The 16,094-nt window shown below is 40.8% G+C and carries 8 protein-coding genes and 2 pseudogenes; 2 read left to right on the top strand and 8 right to left on the bottom strand.

The window, feature by feature from the left end; all coding sequences use genetic code 11:
- Positions 1–291: 291 nt before the first annotated feature.
- The 5 genes and pseudogenes from N4J56_RS13345 to N4J56_RS13325 all read right to left on the bottom strand — a co-directional run.
- Positions 292–2,460 (bottom strand): annotated as a pseudogene (locus N4J56_RS13345) (thioester reductase domain-containing protein); the annotation flags it as partial.
- A complete protein-coding gene (locus N4J56_RS13340) occupies positions 2,441–2,590 on the bottom strand; it encodes a hypothetical protein (RefSeq protein WP_317106469.1) in 150 nt (49 codons plus the stop codon). The gene N4J56_RS13340 and the pseudogene N4J56_RS13345, both read right to left, overlap by 20 nt.
- Before the next feature lie 46 nt (positions 2,591–2,636).
- Positions 2,637–3,110, bottom strand: coding sequence for a transposase (locus N4J56_RS13335; protein ID WP_317106468.1), 474 nt, complete (start codon positions 3,108–3,110; stop codon positions 2,637–2,639).
- 594 nt (positions 3,111–3,704) lie between these two features.
- Positions 3,705–4,682 (bottom strand): annotated as a pseudogene (locus N4J56_RS13330) (AMP-binding protein); the annotation flags it as partial.
- Positions 4,683–4,721: 39 nt separating this feature from the next.
- Positions 4,722–6,548, bottom strand: a complete 1,827-nt coding sequence (locus N4J56_RS13325) for an ATP-binding protein (protein WP_317106894.1) — start codon at positions 6,546–6,548, stop codon at positions 4,722–4,724.
- Between the two features lie 805 nt (positions 6,549–7,353).
- Between N4J56_RS13325 and N4J56_RS13320 the strand changes: the two genes are divergently transcribed.
- A complete protein-coding gene (locus N4J56_RS13320) occupies positions 7,354–9,768 on the top strand; it encodes a putative bifunctional diguanylate cyclase/phosphodiesterase (RefSeq protein ID WP_317106893.1) in 2,415 nt (804 codons plus the stop codon).
- Positions 9,765–10,577 (top strand): 4'-phosphopantetheinyl transferase family protein, encoded by an 813-nt coding sequence (locus tag N4J56_RS13315; RefSeq protein ID WP_317106892.1) that lies wholly within the window; start codon positions 9,765–9,767, stop codon positions 10,575–10,577. Before N4J56_RS13320 ends, N4J56_RS13315 begins: the two co-directional genes overlap by 4 nt.
- 60 nt (positions 10,578–10,637) lie before the next feature.
- Here N4J56_RS13315 and N4J56_RS13310 read toward each other — a convergent pair whose 3' ends face one another.
- The 3 genes from N4J56_RS13310 to N4J56_RS13300 all read right to left on the bottom strand — a co-directional run bounded on the left by N4J56_RS13310 (position 10,638) and on the right by N4J56_RS13300 (position 16,064).
- Positions 10,638–11,780, bottom strand: coding sequence for a PepSY-associated TM helix domain-containing protein (locus N4J56_RS13310; protein WP_317106891.1), 1,143 nt, complete (start codon positions 11,778–11,780; stop codon positions 10,638–10,640).
- Between the two features lie 176 nt (positions 11,781–11,956).
- Positions 11,957–13,183, bottom strand: coding sequence for a TonB-dependent receptor (locus tag N4J56_RS13305; RefSeq protein ID WP_317106890.1), 1,227 nt, complete (start codon positions 13,181–13,183; stop codon positions 11,957–11,959).
- A gap of 112 nt (positions 13,184–13,295) precedes the next feature.
- On the bottom strand, positions 13,296–16,064 hold the full coding sequence (locus N4J56_RS13300) for a TonB-dependent siderophore receptor (RefSeq protein WP_317106889.1): 2,769 nt from the start codon (positions 16,062–16,064) through the stop codon (positions 13,296–13,298).
- Positions 16,065–16,094: the final 30 nt, after the last annotated feature.

The following is a 16,094-nucleotide window of genomic DNA, read 5'->3' as shown; positions in this document are numbered from 1 at the left end:
GGCGATAGGATTTTTATAGTCATAACAAGTTTGTGGACGTTCTAGAAACTTCGTGTTAATCAGGTAGGAAAAGTAAATAGATAGTAGTTTTTCATCTATTGGTGGGCAAGATATGTTACTATTGCTCAGACCCTGTAGTGTGTTGTGACAGTCGAATGTGGGAGAGCTAGGTTGAAAGTAAATTTCAGGAACAGCTCTTTGTTGCTCATCAATTGGTTCAGAAATGAAGGGAAGAAAAGAATATAAAGAATGTTCCGAATTATTTTTAGCTTGCTGCGTTATCTCAGTCATCTAATGTTCATGGGAGACTGTTTGAAGCGAATATCCATATGTACGCATCCACTTCGCTAGTTCGAGCCATGAAATAGATTGAGAATTTGTTAGATGAAAAACTTTACCTGATGAGTTGTGTTGCCTCGACAAATGAACAATTGCCTGACTAACATAATCAACAGGAACAATATCCAATCGCATCTTCCAGTCTGGTACTAATTTCATCTGAACGCAGCTTTTAATCAAGCTACGTAAGAAATCAGAAGAATTAGAAATGCCTGTTTCGCTGTGTCCTTCTATCCAGCTAGGACGATAAATAGTGGTCGGTAATCCTCGCTCATTAGCAATTGTAACTAACTGTTCTGCTACCCATTTGCTTTGAGCATAACCAAAAAGATTCTCTGTAAAAACTGCTTCTTTTTCCTGAATAGTCGCGCTTTCATGGTGACTAATTGGAGAGATAATATCAATAGAAGAAACAAAATTAACTGGCTTAATTTTGGTTTGACAAGCTAATCTTAAAACCTCTTGAGTACCCAACACATTTGGAGCTTTAAGTATAGAGTAAGGATAAATAAAGTTAACTAAGCAACCATTATGATAGATAGCGTCAATTGTTTCTGCTAAATCCTGGAATTTTTCTGGTGAAAGACCAAATTTTGGACGAGCTAAATCTCCTATAATAGGAATAATTCTAGAACTCCTAATTCGATCCCAAAGTGAATATTGTTCTAAGTTACGCTGAAGTCGTTGATTAGCTTGTTGAAAATTTTCGGCTCTTACTAAACAGCATATATTCGCTTGAGTTTTCTCAAGTAACTCATATAGTATAAAGGCTCCTAAAAAACCTGTTGCTCCTGTAAGAAAAATATTTGCTAATTCACCCGTAGCCTGAATTACTGCTGCTTTTGGATCGATCTCAGCGTCTAAAACTAATTCATCTGTCAGCTTAAAAACAGATGGAGAAGATGTCGATACTAAAGGAGACACTTCTAATTGTTGGGCTTCAATTAATTTAGTGAGTCCAGCAATGGAGGGAGTTGTCAAGAAGTTATGCAGCGATAGTTTTATTTGAAAAGCTGATTGAAGTTTTGTCACTAGCTCAACTGCTTGTATTGAATGTCCTCCTAAATCAAAGAAGTTATCGTGAATACCTACTTTTTCAAGATCGAGGACTTCTTTCCAAAGATGACCTATTTTTGCCTCTAAGACCGACCTAGCAGAAACAAACTCAACTTCAAGTTCGGGACGAGAGCGCTCGGGCACGGGCAATGCTCGACGATCTACCTTACCACTAGGAGTAAGTGGAAAAGATTTCATCATTACAAAGTTGCTGGGGATCATGTATTCGGGGAGTTTTTGCTTGAGATAATTCCTCAAGTTACCTATAAATGTACGCTGTACAGTGTTCAATAATCCCTGTGCTTCAAATAGATACTCTAAGCTTTGCTGAAGCAGCATCTCTTCGCTAGAAGCAAGGTGAAATCGAATACCAGCTTGTTCCCCATCTCGCCATGCTACCGATCCTTGTAGAGAAAATTCTTCAAAACCTATGGGGAATCTTAAATATAAACGGGTGTTCATCCCTTCAGTAAGATTTGATGGAACTCCCACCAAACAAATGCCACTTGCTGATATGTCTTTCGTGCGAAGCTTTATTTTGCTCTCATCAAATTCTACAATGCAATCAAATTGATATGGAATTCGTTCAGGAAGAAGATTAGATATAACGTAGCCAACTAAACGTTTGTCGCCAAGCACGTCTTCACGAGCAGTCACCACAGCTTCTTGTATCATAGGGTGTTGCTCCATCAGTGCTTCTACTTCACCAGGCTCAATGCGAAAGCCTCGAATCTTGACCTGCTGGTCGATTCGACCAAGAAATTCAAGATTACCATTGGGCAGATATCTTGCTGAATCACCTGTTTTATACAGCCGTTCATTTAGTTGGTAAGAGAAAGGATTTAAAATAAATCGTTCCTCCGTGAGTTTTGGATGATTGATGTATCCCCGTGCTAAGCATACTCCGCCAATATAAAGTTCTCCTGAAGCACCGAATGGAACTGGTTGGAGTTGGTCATCTAGTAAATAAATCTGAGTGTTGGCTATAGGATGACCAATTGAGGGTATCGCCGGCCATTCATTTGGAGAACCCGTAAGAGTAAACTCAGATCTTGCAGCATTCTCGATAAGCAAGAATGGGTAAAGGTTTGAGGATAATTTCAAAATCGAATTGTGCAGCAATGTCAGCATTGACTCGGATGAACCGCAGCAATTGTAACCACAGAACCGAGGGAAACAGTACAGTTAATGCCAAATCACTGGCAGCTTTCCAATCCAGGACAGGAGGTAGTGACCATTGGTCAATCCAATGCGCCAATAGATAGGCAATTAGCGCTCTTGATGAGCCAGCGATAGACACCAAGTTTCGTAGTTTGCCCAAAGCGATGCAGCCCAAAACGATGTTTGCTCGTTTTGAAAAAGCCCTCAATGCAAGAGCGCTTACGTCCTAGCCGCACCAGATAAATGCCAGAGTAAGGATGGGTAGAAACGACAAAGCGCAGTTCTCGCTTGCCTTCGGCTCGTTTGAGCCAGAACCAGGACACCGTCAGTGGCTGTGTGTCTCCCGCTAAATACACCTGTTGTCCACGGTTGGCATGGCGATACAGTTGCTTTAGATGACGACCGTCCTGCATTTTGCGATTGCAGCGCATCCCCACGACTGCTCGCCACGACTGCTTTCGCACTGCTTTGAGAAACTCTACGGTGCCAAACTCCGTATCTGCCTGTACAATGACCACCCTGCCCTGACTCAACTGGGTTGGAACCGTTGCCAACAACTTGCAGGCTAATTGTACTGGGCGCTTGATAGCCTTTGCCCCGCCAGACCCGAAAGCTCCAAGGCACTCGCCACTCACCCACCACCAGGTACAATACTACTAAATGTAATCCCCGCTTACCGTTAAGTATTCTCACCCAGGGGTCAGGTGCCTTGGGGTCATTCGTCGGCGTACTCAACTGCAAAAACTTGCCGCACTTTTCGAATGTCGTTAGATCGATCAACACTCGCAAAGGAGTGCTTGGATGAGGGGGATGAGCGGTCACTTGCTGCAACACCATTTGACGAGTCGTGCGAATCACGCTACGAGTAGACCAATTGTAGTGATTCAAAAATCGACTCAATGAAGAAGCGGATTTCACCTGGGTGTGCTGGGGTAAAGGATATCCTTGAGCTTCAAGAAACAGCCCGAACAGGGCGTTTAGACTGGCTTTCTGGTATGTGCTAGGCATTAAGCAAAGAAGGCTATAGACTAGCCCTTGGGCGTATTCGACGATGGTTTCCATAATCGTCAACTCAAATTATTCCTACGCCCTTTCTTCCAGATTTTGGCTCTTTTGGCAACCCTTTATTGAGAATGGTGCAAGATCTCAGTAAAAGCAGTAACTACATGGCTCTCAGACGGTCCATAATGATTATGCAAAGTACAATTTTGCATCTGACTGAACCAATCAGCAATCGCAGGAGTAATTCGCAACTGTTCGCCAGCTGTAATGACTTCTCTCAAACAAGAGATTTTAACTTTTTTTGATTGAGCTACAGCTGCTAGCTGTCGTAAGGCTACAAACGGAAGAAAAAGACGCTCTACATTCGCTTGACCAATGAGTTTTAGGAGATGCACTGGATCTCGCCGCATTTCTTCTGAAATCAGTATTAAAGTTTCACCTTCAGCAAGAGTAGAGAAAATTTCTTGAAAAGATACGTCAAAGCTGATTGGTGTATATTGGAGAGTCTTACCTCGCGTAACAGTAGTTTGTTGCCAAGCTAGTAAATTCAACAGAGGATAATGGGGCATGGCAACTCCTTTAGGATTGCCAGTAGAACCGGAAGTATATATAACATATGCTAAATTTTCAGGAATAAGCTGGCTTTGAGGATTATTTATAGCGTGTGTAGCGATCGCCTGCCAATCGCTATCTAGATAAACAACATGACTATTACATTTGGGAAGACGATCGCTGAGATGGCTTTGAGTTAGTAAAATAGGAGCCTGAGCATCTTCTAACATGTATCGCAGTCGATCTGTAGGATATGACATATCAAGGGGTAGATACGCTCCACCAGCTTTGAGAATGCCTAGAAGCCCGACAATCATCTCTAAAGAGCGATCCACGCAAATTCCTACTAAAACTTCTGGCTTAACTCCCAATGTCTGTAGGTAATGTGCTAGTTGATTTGCTCTTTCATTCAATTCTCGATAAGTCAGTTGTTGATTTTCAAAAACAACTGCTACAGCATCAGGAGTTTTTAAGACTTGAAGCTCAACTAACTGATGAATGGAATTGATTTGAGTCTGATTCTGCATTGATTTACCTACTACTTTAGATGGAAGACTGAAGATAGATAACAATAAATTTGAGAATATTGAAAAAATCTAGGAGAACTACCTTTAAATGATGCCAGCTAGCGATAATTCTGAATTGAATACTTTATTTCCATTTGCTGAGCTGAATATAGGTTGCAACATCATTGTTTGCTTAATCGGAATTTGAATACAGAATGTGGCTCCGTGTCCTGGTTCGGAAAAACACTTTAAAACTCCTCCGTGCTTCTCAACAATTTGGTGACTGATAGAAAGACCCAAACCAGCGCCATTACCAGCAGTTTTCGTTGTAAAGAAAGGCTCGAATATGCGATCGCGAACTTCCTCGCTAATTCCAGCGCCATTATCTTGAATACGAATAACGACGTGGGGACTAGAGAAGGAAAAACTAGAATGAGTGGTAAATTTGTCTTCAAGCTGCCACATTCCTAAAGCTAAGGAACTTTCATTTTCGACTTCCATGACTTCTGTACGAATGGTAATGGCTCCAGCTTCGCTCTGATTTTCCACAGCATCGATTGCGTTAGCAAGAATACTCATAAATACTTGATTAATTTGACTAGAATAACAGTCAATTAAAGGCAATTTGCCATATTCTCTAACAATCCGAATTCCAGAATGCTTGCTGATTGCTTTCAGACGACTATCTAAAATCAGCAGAGTACTATCAATCCCTTCATTAATATCTATCGGCTTCATTTCTAACTCATCAGAGCGAGAGAAGTCACGCAGTGACAGAGCAATTTTACGAATGCGTCCTACATCTACTTTCATTGAATTTAGTGTTTTTGGTAAATCCTCTAAGAGAAATTCTAAGTCAATGTTTGCCATCAATTCTTGAATTTGAACGCGATCGCTAGGATGATATTTTTGATAAAGTTCGATCAAATTTAATAAATTCTGAGCATAATTACTTATGTAAGCGAGATTACCATGAATGAAGTTCACGGGACTGTCGATCTCATGAGCAATTCCTGCTACTAGCTGTCCCAAACTAGACATTTTCTCACTCTGAATTAGATGAGCTTGGGTATGTTGCAATTCATATAAAGCTTGCTGTAACTGTTGAGCTTGTGCTTGAGCAACAGTCGCAGAAATGCAACTTTGTTCGTAAAGGAGAGCCTTCTCAATTGCTACTGCTGCGTGGAAAGCAAACATTGTCAGAATTTTTAAGTCTTCAGAATTGTATGAGAGCGCGGTTCTCTCGCTCAGCTCATCTACTTCTTGGCTCCAAAAAAATATCACCCCATTCATTTGTTCTTTCGTCTTCAGTGGGACGCAAATTAAAGATTTGATTGGTCCTTGATACTCCCCAAATCTAGGATCGGCAGTAATATCATTGACAATCTCGCCTTTACCTGTGTCAGCAATCCGACCAATAAGTCCTCCACCTAACTTCAAAGATTCTTGAGGTGGAAAAGCTTGACCAACAGATGATAGAGATTCTAACTCTCCTGTTTTTTGATTCAGGAGTGAAATCGATCCGCCTGTAGCTTCAATTAGTTTCCCAACACCCTCAATAACCAGTTGGGCAACTTCTTTTAATTCTAAGCTAGCAGTAATCTGAGTCGTAATATCATGGAGCAAAGTCAGCTCTCGATATTTCTCTAATAACTCGTTTGCCAGCGCCTTTTTCTCAAATTCCTGTTTTAGCAAGTAAGAAATCAGGTTAACAATAGCAATAGCTTTTTCACTACCAGCAATCCAGCCAATAACACGGTCGGCAAATTCAATTGGATACCTATGTGTTGAGTTTTCACTACCTACTCCTACTATTCTTTTGCCATCAGCATCGTGAATTTGAATGGCTGTACCTGTTTCCTGTTTTAAATACTCAAGTAGAGCAACTACTTCTTTTTTTGTTGCTATTTTTTTAAAGTTAACTGGAACCATTGGCTTTTGTCTCTAGCGGTTTGTTTATTTATTTATCTTATGTTTTTAAGCTCAAATCACTGATGGTTTAGCAACTATTCGCTATCGGAGTTAGTAGCTCGCCAGAATTAAATCACTCAGTGTAGATGCGAATAATTCCGTTGGTTATCTTTACTATTTCACTAGCGATCGCTGAATGCCAACTACTTTATTAAAATTTTATTAAATAGAACTGTTCGCTTGAAGATTGGCTTTTAAGCTATTAAATTAAGCAATTTTACAGTTGTTATTAATCAAATAGTAAATAACATCTGTAGATTCCCTAAATTTACTGAAGCTCAGCAGTCACGCTTGAGGAATCCCACAGCTTTTAAGTGTAAATCTATACAGAAGCTATTGAAGGGAAAACTAATTCGATCGATCTATCGCCCGAAACTGGACAACATGGGAGTAAGATAGGGCGATGATTTACCATAAAGAGCGATCGCCCAATTAATCTGTGTAGCAGGTTGAGAAAAAATCCTAGAGAAAACACCGATCCTATAATAAAAAATCTTACCAACTCTGCAATTAGGATAATAAACTGCGATTAAATACCGAATTTCTACTTAGCTTAGCTGAAAACATCAAAAGAAAAACTCCATTGAGGTAGAGTGTCTCTCTAACTTTGAATTAAATTTTCAGGATGTTTACTATTACACTCTGAATCTAGTTTATGTCAAATTATATTGACTATGGATATTCTAGAGCCACTTTACCCGTCTAACAGAATAGCTTAGTACGATTTATCGAGTTGAGATCGAATAGCTACATTTTATAGAAGATTATGGAGAAGTTAGAGTTAAATCAGTCTTTACCTGAAAATATAGATCCTAGCTGTCATTGCTCTTACACTAACTTTGACACTCAACTGAAACTGCCGTCTCATCCAACTAGTACTGCGAATATATCGCGGAAATTCACAGCCCTGCAAGTTACAATCGCACTATTCCTGGCGTGCAATTTTGTAACTTTTAGCTGCATATTTTACCTACTGCCAAATAGCCGCTATGGTCCTACCAGTCAAGCGATCGCGGTCAGCTTGTTATCTATTTTAGCTGGTATTGAAGTTTTACTTGCTTATTGGGCTTTCCAATCTCGACATATTGAGTTATCAGCAATTCCATACGATGAGCAACAAGAAAAATTACAGGGACGAAGCGTTTTCGATCTCATCCCCCTACCAGCTTACTGGATTAATTCTGAATTAAAGATTCTTGCAGTCAATCAACATCTTGCTCAAAATCAAAGCTTGCGTACCGATGACTTAATTGGGCAGCCTATTAGTTTTTATAATTCAGATTGTCATTTTATTGAGTTTATTCAAGGTTTTTTTTCCCAAGGGGAACAAAGCATTTATAAGGAACTTGAGATCCAAACTGATACCTGTACTCGTAACTTGCTAATGGTGGCGCAAAAATCTGCGCTAGAAAATACTGCAATTTTGATTGAAATCGATTTGACTGCTCGTCAGCAACGAGAAACAGTAATGCGAGAGAGCGAAGAACGCTACGTTCTGGCTTTGCAGGCTACCAACGATGGTATTTGGGATTGGAATTTAAAAACTAATGCGATTTACTTTTCTTCACGATGGAAATCAATGCTGGACTATTCAGACAATGAGATGAACTCTTTAGATGAGTGGTTTTGTCGCATTCATCCTGGAGATGTGGAACGCATTAAAATGGAAATGCTCAATCATCTTTCCGAGCTAAATTCTAAGTTTGAGAGCGAATACAGGATTTTATGCAAGGGTAAAACTTATCGTTGGATGCTTAGTCGAGGAATTATTATACGAGATGCATCAGGAGAAGCATATCGCATAGTAGGAATGCAATCTGATATTACTAACCGCAAAGTTACAGAAGAACAGTTACTCCATGATGCTCTACATGATGCATTAACTGGATTGCCTAATCGAGTTTTATTTATGGATCGGTTAAGTCATGCAATTTCTCTGGCAAAAAGACGGAGAAATTATTTATTTGCCGTACTTTTCTTCGATCTCGATCGCTTTAAGCTAATTAACGACAGTTTAGGTCATTCAGTAGGCGATCAATTACTCATTGCCGTCGCCCGTCGTCTAGAAAAATATTTACGAATTGGCGACACTGTTGCTCGTTTAGGTGGCGATGAGTTTACCATTCTATTAGAAGATATTAAAGATGAAAATGTAGCTACTAATATTGCTAATCGGCTACAAGAAGAATTAACTCGCTCTTTCAATCTCAGCGGCAACGAAGTTTTTACTAGTGCTAGTATCGGCATTACTCTCAGTACTTTTAATTACGAACGCCCAGAAGATTTACTTCGCGACGCAGATATAGCCATGTATCGCGCTAAAGCTACAGGGAAAGCTCGCTACGAAGTATTCAATACCACCATGCACACGCGAGCCGCTGCGCTCTTACAATTAGAAACTGACTTGCGACGTGGACTAGAACGACGAGAATTTCAATTATATTATCAGCCAATTGTTTCGCTTAAAACAAATGCGATTACAGGTTTTGAAGCACTTATTCGCTGGCAACATCCACAGCGAGGATTAGTTTCCCCAGCCGAATTTATTCCGGTAGCAGAGGAAACAGGTTTGATCGTTCCGATTGGCTGGTGGGTATTACGAGAAGCGTGCCGTCAGTTGAGTGCTTGGAAAATACAATTTCCTGAATCTCAATCGTTAGTCATGAGCATCAATCTTTCTGCCAAGCAGTTTACTCAAACTAATTTAGTAGAAGAAATTACTGAAATTCTGCGGGAAACAGACGTACCTGCAAATAGTTTAAAGCTGGAAATTACAGAAAGTGTGATTATGGATAATGCTGAAATAGCAACCACAATGCTGTTTCAGTTACAATCTCTGGGAATTCAGCTCTCGATTGATGACTTTGGTACGGGTTACTCGTCGTTAGCCTATTTATATCGCTTTCCTACTCATACTTTGAAAATCGATCGCTCTTTTATTAATAAGATTGATATCGACAGCGAACAATTTGAGATTGTACGCACTATTGTCACTCTTGCAGCTAATTTAGGTATGGATGTGGTAGCTGAGGGAGTAGAAACCTTAAAACATTTAGCTCAACTCAAAGCACTCAATTGCGGTAGCGGACAAGGATATCTCTTCTCAAAACCAGTCGATAGTCAAATGGCAGCAAAATTGTTACAAGAGCAGAATATAATTGTAGATACAACACTAATATGATGGCAAATTCTGAAAGCTTAGTATTGCCACAACATGACATTCACATTTGGCGTGCTAGCCTCAGCCAAAATTCAGCATATTTGCAACAATTAGTTAAAACCTTATCTGTTGATGAATTAGATCGAGCAAGTCGCTTTCATTTTGAAGCAGATAGAAACCGTTTTATTATCGGTCGTGGCATACTCAGAAGCATTCTCAGTTACTATTTAGATATCGAACCACACCAATTACAGTTTTGTTACGGCAGTCATGGTAAACCAGCACTGAAGAGTTGTGACTGGCTGCATTTTAATTTATCTCATTCCCACAACTTAGCTTTGTATGCTTTTACTCGCGATCGCCAAATTGGGATTGACTTAGAATACATCCGTCATATACCTGAATTAGATCGAATCGTTGCTCAATTCTTTTCAGCCAGAGAACGCGCAACTTTTCTCGCGCTTTCTTCCAGCCAGCAGCCAGCAGCCTTTTTTCACGGTTGGACTTGCAAAGAAGCTATCCTCAAAGCACTTGGAGATGGGTTGGCGCTTCCTCTAAACCAATTTGATGTTTCACTGCTGCCAGATCGACCCGCCCAACTACTCAGTATAAACGGCGATCGCGCTGCGGCAGAGCGATGGTTGCTTCAGTCGTTTATCCCAGCTTCTGATTATGTTGCAGCCGTGGCAATTGAGGGACATGACTGGAAGGTGAAATGTTTGCAGTGGCAAGGATTGCAGATTAAAGATAGAGATGTCATCCTGCCTCTTTATGAAGATGCAAGCTTTGACTGGCATTGTCAAGTTTATGGAACTAACAGCCAGTCGTAGAATTCTAAGATTCTTGCTGCTGATTCTCAACTAAATTGAGGCGATCGCCCCAAATATGCATTAATGTCGTTGTACTGGTTCTCTCGCAACATCTACTCGATCTGCAATTTTTTTGCCTCGATAACGGTAGCGCCACATTACGAAGCCAGTAACGAACAGAATTAGGGGTGCAAGTCCGACAAATACGTAAAGAATCCGGCTGGGTAGTCCCCAAAATGTGCCGTAGTGCAAAGGTGTAAAAGATCCGAGTACTTTTTCTGCTAGAGGTAAGTTGCGTCCATCTATGAGTTTCAGAATTTTGCCGCTATATTGGTCGAGATAAACGCTACTGTCGCCATATTCATTCGACTCTTGAGGGCGTTTTTTATAAATGGCAAATGCTTCTTCTGGTGCGGTGGGAAAGTTAATGTATGTTGTTTCTGCATTAGGTAAAGCCGCATCAGCTATTTTTAAAATCTCTGTTATTCCTATAGTTGACTTACCAGGAATTGGCTGAGAAACTGGTTCTGGCTTGTGTGGACTCAAGGTGAGGGCGTAAATTGCAGGTTCGGCATACTCATAAAAATTCCAACAAAAACCAGTAAAGGCAGTCAGTCCTAAAAATATAGCAGTAATGATACCCGCAACTTTATGAACGTCGTAGTTAACTCGTTTGGGGTGTGCTTGCCATTTAATTTTGAAGCCACTGATTAGCTTACGCCAACCAGACCATAAAAAGATACCAGTAATAGTGAGAATAAGGAGTAAAAAAGCAACAACGCCAACGATTTTGATGCCGATGTCACCTGCTAAAAGAGCATAATGCAGTTGAAATACGATACCGATGAGAGTATTATCCCAATTGCGATCGCCTAAAATTTTCCCTGTATAAGGATTGACATAAACATCAGTTGTTTTGTCGTCCTCCGTTCTCAACCGCACTCTGTAAGTAGGGTTGTGGGGCAGAGTATCAATCGAAGCTAGTTTGAGTTCGGGACGATCGCGGTAAGCTGCTTTGACAGTATTGACAACAGGCTCAATTGCTATGCGTTGCGGTTGTGGGGTTATTTGTCCAAATTGGCGCTGTAATAAATATTGGTCAAATTCTTTCTGAAATACTAAAAAGCTACCTGTTACGCCAACAATAATTAAAATTAGCCCCACAGCTAGCCCAATGTATCGATGCAAGCTAAATGCAATACTGCGAAGTGTTTTAGTTTTCATAGTAGATTTTGCATGAAAAAAATGTCTGTTGTCACCTTGGTTGGCGGCGGCGATCGAGCAGCTATCAATTAGAGATTAAAAGTAAGTCTAGTCACAGTATCTCATAAGTGAGTATCATTCTCACTTACTAGCTATAGAGTTTACTCTTATTTAAAAGCGATCTCAAGTAATTTAGCTTAAAATTCTACAAAGAGCGTTCCTAGTACAGTTAGAGGTGTATCCTCAAAATAATCTACGTCGAACAGGTTTTCAATACTGAGTGCAGCTTTCCAGCTTTCGTGCTGGTAGAAGATGGCTAGATCTGTCTGCCAGTAATTCGGTAACTTAAAACTATTCTCAATATTACCTGAGCGATCGCCAACGTACTGCATACCACCACCAAAGCCCAAACCTTGTAACGTACCAGCTTGAATTTCGTATGTTGTCCAGAAACCACCACTATGACTGGCAATGTTGGGAACTTGAGAATTTACGGGAATGGGTGACGATCTAGCAATGCGCGCTTTTGTGTAAGCATAATACAAGATCAAATCCCATCCAGGTGCGATTTCACCGACTATTTCCAAACCGATATCTTGACTTTTTTGTTTTTCTACTAAGACTTCCAATTCAGGATCGTTTGCATTTGTTAAAGATACGTTTCGCTGAATGCCATCGTATAAATAAAGAGTAGCAGAAAAGCGATCGCCGAGAAATTCTGTCTCGATACCTACTTCTAAACCGTTTTCAATTTCTGGTTTTAACAAACTACTGGAAATTTTCGGAACTGGGAGAGAAGAATAACTCAAATTGACATATGCCGAAATCGAATCGCTGAGTTGATATGAGATCTCTAGTTCGGGATTAAATGCTATATATTCTTGCTGACTAATATTAGGAATTTCGGGTAGATCTGTGGTGTCGTTAATTACTAAATCCAAACTACCTTCAAAAAGTATACTGAGTTGCTTTCCTATATTAATTTCATTTTCAATATATAAAGATAACGAATTTTGTTTACTAGTAAAATCTGCTAAAGAAAAGGGCAAAAGCATTTTCGACAAGTTAACTAAATTTAACTGTTCGCTTGCAGAAGTGTCTGCATTTTTAGCAGATAACAAAAATGGAAACTTATTCAACTCTATGCCAAATTCCATTTCATGCTGAAGATTTCCAGTTTTAAACTCGTTACTCCACGATAATTCAAGTACATAAAAGCCGTTTAGAGAATAATCGTCAAAATCAAATTCTCTACTTGTTTGATGCGATCGCTTCTTACCATGACAATTTTCAACACTATCCCAATTTACATATGCAGCCTGAAAGGAGTTAGCGATCGCCCAGTTGCTAAGATGGGGAGAACGGCGATCGCAGTTATCTTTTTTGGTATCAGCCCAAGCGGGTTGAGTAAATAGTACCATCATTGTTACAGCTACATATAAGAAAGATCCCCCCAACCCCCCTTGAAAAGGAGGGCAATAGAAAGCATGGTAGAGGATTGAGAGAAATGGCACGATGACACGGTAAATACTCCAATCAGAATTCTACAGAAAACGAACCTAGAATAGTAAATGGCGCACCAGGCTGAATTTGGTTTCTACTACTATCTGAACCTGCAAAATACTCTATATCAAACAAATTTCTGATATTCAGCGCAGCTTTCCAATTGTTCCGACGATAATAAATAGCAGCATCAGTACGGAAGTAATCGGGTAAGACATAACTATTATCGAGATCGCCTTGTCTATCTCCTACATAGTACAAACCCAACCCAAAACCCAAACCTTGTAAATTACCTTTTTGAATTTCATAAGTCGTCCACAAACTACTACTAAACTCCGGTGCATTGTCCAAGCGATTTCCTACTTCATAGGTGTTGTCCTCACTGATAAAAGCGTCGATATACGCAGCAGAAGCAATGATATTCCAACCAGGAAGAATTTCACCAGCTACGTCTAACTCTACACCTCGACTAGTTTGTTCTCCAGTTAGAATAGAGAAACCTTCATTGTTAGGATCTTCTGTTGCTACGTTCTTTTTCTTGATATCAAATGCTGCTAAAGTAGCGTTGAGTCTACCGTCGTTAAAATCAGTTTTGATGCCAATTTCAAATTGTCTACCTTCTTCCGGTTCAAAAGGCTCATCGCTAGCATCGCGAGACGTACCAGAAGCGGGTTTAAAGGACGAGGTATAGGCAGCATAAAGAGAAACTGTTTCACTTGGTTGATATACAATTCCAACTCGCGGACTAAATTTACTATCCGATTGCTCCAATTCTTGTCTTGGTTCACCTAAATCTCTCGTAGTACGTGTTTGGTCGAAACTATCGAAGCGTCCACCTACAAGTAATTTGAAATTGGGAGTTAAGTCAATCTGGTCTTGCAGGTAAAATCCAAGAGTTTTTGTCGTGTCATCGCGAAAGAAGTTTGCTTCTATTGGATAACGTTCTCTCACGTAAACTGGGTCAAAAATATTGATAGAAGAATAAGGAGTGTCACAACACTGGAAGTTAGGATTTTCAGTAGTTTTACTATACTCAAACCCAAATAGAAGTTGGTGTTGAATTGAACCAGTAGCAAATTTCCCAATTAAGTCTGTTTGTGTAGAGTAGTTGGCGTATTCTCCACCTGCCCAGTAAGCAATTCGACTCAGCTCTCCTGTATCTTCGTCTAAAGAATCAAAAAGAGGATAATAGCGTTCGGGATAAACCCACTGCGCTCGGAAAGCATTTTGAATCGACAAATTGTCGTTGAAGCGATGATTGAATACATAGCCAACGCTGTATTCTTTTTTGGTAAATTCACTAAATGGTTCACTCAAGAATCGACTCAGGGGAATATCGGCAGGGCGATCGCCAATTGCTGGGATGCCGTCGTCCATTGTGCGGGTATCGTCAAGAAATTCCGCATCAATTGTCAAGGAAGTATTGGGACTAATATTCCAAGTGATGACGGGGGCAATAAATAAGCGATCGCTCTCAACAAAATCGCGGAAACTGCCTGCATTTTCGTAAAAAACATTAAGGCGATATAGTAAGTTTTTGCTATTGTTTAAAGGACCAGAGAGATCGATCGCCCCTCTGTAAGTGTCGTAATTACCAACAGTTCCTTCTAAGAAGTAATAAGGCTCTCTCAACGGCTTTTTCGTAACGAGGTTGACAATCCCTCCTGGTTGCGCTTGACCAAACAGAATCGAAGCTGGTCCCTTCAGCACTTCAATGCGTTCTAGATTAGCGGTTTCAGGAAAGCCGAAGGTAAACAGACGAATTCCGTCTCGGAAGTAGCCACCTTGAAATGTATCAATTTCAAATCCTCGAATCCTAATTTCTTCTTCATAGCCACTGTAACTTCCCACGTTATTGACACCACTGATGTTTTGCAGCGCGTCACCGACACGAATTACCCGTTGATCCTCTAGCACCTGTCGCGGTAGGACTTGAATAGATTGGGGAATATCGCGCAGTGGAGTATCGGTTTTAGTCGCAGTGGTTGCATTAGGAACGCTATATCTAGTTTCTTGTTCTCCTGTAACGACTATTTCAACTTCCTCGTCTGCTTCAGGTTTGACTGGTGGCGGTTGTACGCTATCTGGTGGGGGAGATGTCTCACCTTCGGGTGGTATTGTTGCTTCTGGTGTTGCTTGGGTTCGGGGTGTTGGTACTGCTGGTGCTGGGGGTGCGGGTTGTTGGGCTGTAGGTGCGATTGCATCTGGTAGAGTGAGAGTTAGGGCGCGTTGGCGAAGCCCGCCGGAGGCATCGCTCCTCCCCACTTCTACCTTGGGTAAATCCCCAGTTCCTGTCACTGTAACTCGAATATTATTCGTCCCTTGCTGGGTGACAGCAATTGATGCAATTCCCGATGCGGGGTTTTCTTGACGAAAAGTTTTAGCTTCTACTAGTTGTGCGTTGGGAATATTGGCGACAAAGGTTTTACCAAAGCTAGTCGGAAAGACTTGTAATGACTCGCCTTCTGCTGTTTCTAAAATGACTGTCAATCCTTTATCTGTTTGTTGCAGTTGTACATTGGTAACTTGGGTGATGCTACTCTGTTGTGCCATAAATCCTGAGATCCCCCCGCCTGCGGCTCCCCCCTTAAAAAGGGGGGTAGAAGAGAGTGCGGCTTGTTCCCAATTGGGGGTAGGGGAAAGTACAGTTCCTCTCTGATTCAAGAGAGTAGGAGAGAGTAAATTGCCCCCCTTTTCAAGGGGGGTTGGGGGGATCGACTCCGCCTCAACCGCACCTACTAGTGGAGCGATCGCCCCTGTAGTAGCAACGACAAATAAAAAAGAGTAGACGTGCAATTTCACTGAAATTTCCTCACACTAAACTGGAATTAA

Origin of the sequence: Chroococcidiopsis sp. SAG 2025, from assembly GCF_032860985.1 — a bacterium.
Classification (GTDB): domain Bacteria; phylum Cyanobacteriota; class Cyanobacteriia; order Cyanobacteriales; family Chroococcidiopsidaceae; genus Chroococcidiopsis.
The sequence above is the reverse complement of the archived record's forward strand: the minus strand, read 5'-3'. Positions and strand labels throughout refer to the sequence as shown.

Bases quoted from the DNA above. Each gene is read 5' to 3' on its own strand.
- N4J56_RS13320 (WP_317106893.1), top strand. From the start codon at position 7,354: ATGGAGAAGTTAGAGTTAAATCAGTCTTTACCTGAAAATATAGATCCT.
- N4J56_RS13310 (WP_317106891.1), bottom strand. From the start codon at position 11,780: ATGAAAACTAAAACACTTCGCAGTATTGCATTTAGCTTGCATCGATAC.
- N4J56_RS13325 (WP_317106894.1), bottom strand. From the start codon at position 6,548: ATGGTTCCAGTTAACTTTAAAAAAATAGCAACAAAAAAAGAAGTAGTT.
- N4J56_RS13305 (WP_317106890.1), bottom strand. From the start codon at position 13,183: ATGATGGTACTATTTACTCAACCCGCTTGGGCTGATACCAAAAAAGAT.
- N4J56_RS13315 (WP_317106892.1), top strand. From the start codon at position 9,765: ATGATGGCAAATTCTGAAAGCTTAGTATTGCCACAACATGACATTCAC.